General features: G+C 28.9%; 5 protein-coding genes. All 5 read left to right on the top strand.

Annotated elements, in window-relative coordinates; all coding sequences use genetic code 11:
• Positions 1–216 precede the first annotated feature (216 nt).
• The 5 genes from J2Z25_RS18470 (at position 217) to J2Z25_RS18450 (ending at position 1,655) form a co-directional block, all read left to right on the top strand.
• Positions 217–372 (top strand): DUF6906 family protein, encoded by a 156-nt coding sequence (locus J2Z25_RS18470; RefSeq protein ID WP_209741561.1) that lies wholly within the window; start codon positions 217–219, stop codon positions 370–372.
• A complete protein-coding gene (locus J2Z25_RS18465) occupies positions 369–641 on the top strand; it encodes a hypothetical protein (RefSeq protein ID WP_209741560.1) in 273 nt (90 codons plus the stop codon). Before J2Z25_RS18470 ends, J2Z25_RS18465 begins: the two co-directional genes overlap by 4 nt.
• Before the next feature lie 16 nt (positions 642–657).
• Positions 658–822: a hypothetical protein gene (locus J2Z25_RS18460; RefSeq protein WP_209741559.1), complete on the top strand. Its 165-nt coding sequence runs from the start codon at positions 658–660 to the stop codon at positions 820–822.
• 153 nt (positions 823–975) lie between these two features.
• The gene (locus tag J2Z25_RS18455; protein WP_209741558.1) at positions 976–1,503 is read left to right on the top strand and encodes a hypothetical protein; all 528 of its coding nucleotides are present in this window, start codon (positions 976–978) and stop codon (positions 1,501–1,503) included.
• Entirely contained in the window at positions 1,503–1,655 is a 153-nt protein-coding gene (locus J2Z25_RS18450; protein ID WP_209741557.1) for a hypothetical protein, read from the top strand. Before J2Z25_RS18455 ends, J2Z25_RS18450 begins: the two co-directional genes overlap by 1 nt.
• The last annotated feature ends 97 nt before the right edge of the window (positions 1,656–1,752 follow it).

Here is a 1,752-nt window from a genome sequence, read left to right as displayed (position 1 = left end):
AACTGCATAAATGAATTTAATAAAGCTAGAAAGAAAGTTGAGGAGTTGAGATAGAAGTGTATGTATTAAAAATATACCTATTAACTTTACTTAAGATAAGTTACGAAGTAGGAATATGTTTAATAGTATCAGTTACTAGTATGGCTTTAATAACTTACTTAAAAGGGGATAAGGCTATCTTTACAAAGCAAATAGACAAGCTAAGGGGGTATTTATATGGAAGGAGCATATAGGAAACTCACACAAAGGCAAAGAAGATTCTTAACAGAATATGGAGTTAATCCAGAGGAATTTTTAAGTGTGTCAACATCAGCAGAAGGTTATACATTCTATCATATTAAAAAGAGGAAGGAGGTCAGCTTAAGAAGATGATTGAGTACGATAATCAAGGCAGAATGAAATATAATCCAGAACTACATTTTAACCAAGGACAAAAATGGAGCAAAGAAGATACAGATTACTTAATAAATTGGTATCACATTGTTGGGGTAGAGGAAATGTCTTTAGCTTTAGGTAGATCTGAACAAACTATATTTGAAAAAGTATGTAAATTAAGAAAAAAGGGTATCATGCCTAAAGGGAAAAATAGCTACAATTTAAGATTATTAAGGTTAGATGATAAAGAAACTATTATAGCTTAGAAAGGAGGAATAGGAGTTGGGTAAGCTTATGCAAGAAATTCTTAAGAGGGATGCTTATCAAAAGAGATTAGCCAAAATAGAAAATGATATTGAGTTAGATATGTCAAAAGAAGTTGATTTGCTTATGCGAGAAGGATTAAGTTATCAAGCAGCATTAAGACAAGTTAAAGAAATGTATTAAAAAGCTCATTCTCTATGCGACCAAACAAAAGAGAACGAGCCAATGAAACCACTACAAAATATTATAACAGATAAAGAAAATATAGACAATGGAGAAGTTTATAACATAGATAGTGTACAAACTATAAGAGAGTTAATTTAGGAGGATATAAGAATGAATAAAAAAGATTTATTAGAGTTTATAGATAGAGTTGAAAGAAAGGCTATATCTAGCGTAGAGGATAGATTTAACAAAGCAATAGAAGTTAAAAAGAATGAAGTATTAGCTAAATATGAGGATAGTATCGACCTTCTACAAGATACATTTAATAGATTTTCAGTTAATTTAACTAATCTTTTAACAGATATGAGTGAAGATTTAGAAGTAGCCTATAGTGGTAATTATTATATTAAAGATGGATTGAAATATTTAAGTAATATTAAAAATAGAATTTCATCAAGTTGTGATTTTAAAGGTGAAGTTCAAAAACTTGAAGATCAAAAGAAAAAAGAAATAGAAGAAGTAAGGGCTAATTATAAGAAGGTTTATGTAGTATCTAAAAGTATGAGTAGTGCTAAGAAGATAGCTGAATACTTAGAAGGTTTAGGCTTTGACCTATCAAGCTTAAAAGAAGACGAAATTAACGCATTAGTTGCTGATATAGATAAATCAAAATTATTTGTTTGTGGAGAAAGAAAATAATGAGAGAAATATTAGAAACTTTTGTAGTTTCTTTAATAGGAAGTTTATTATTAGTTTTCTTTATATGGATGTTTTTAAACTATCCTAGTTTGGTTATTGCATACTGGCTAGGAGTAATAACAGTAATATTTATAAATTTGAGGGGGATATGAGAATGGAAAACACATTATTACAAAATGATTTAGTAGAACAAAGAGAAGGTTTTAAAATAGAAAATTTAGAGGGTGCTACATGGGCATTTAGAAAGCT

Source organism: Clostridium tertium, from assembly GCF_017873245.1.
Classification (GTDB): domain Bacteria; phylum Bacillota; class Clostridia; order Clostridiales; family Clostridiaceae; genus Clostridium; species Clostridium tertium.
Note: the sequence above shows the minus strand (reverse complement) of the source record. Positions and strands in the feature narration are given on the sequence as shown.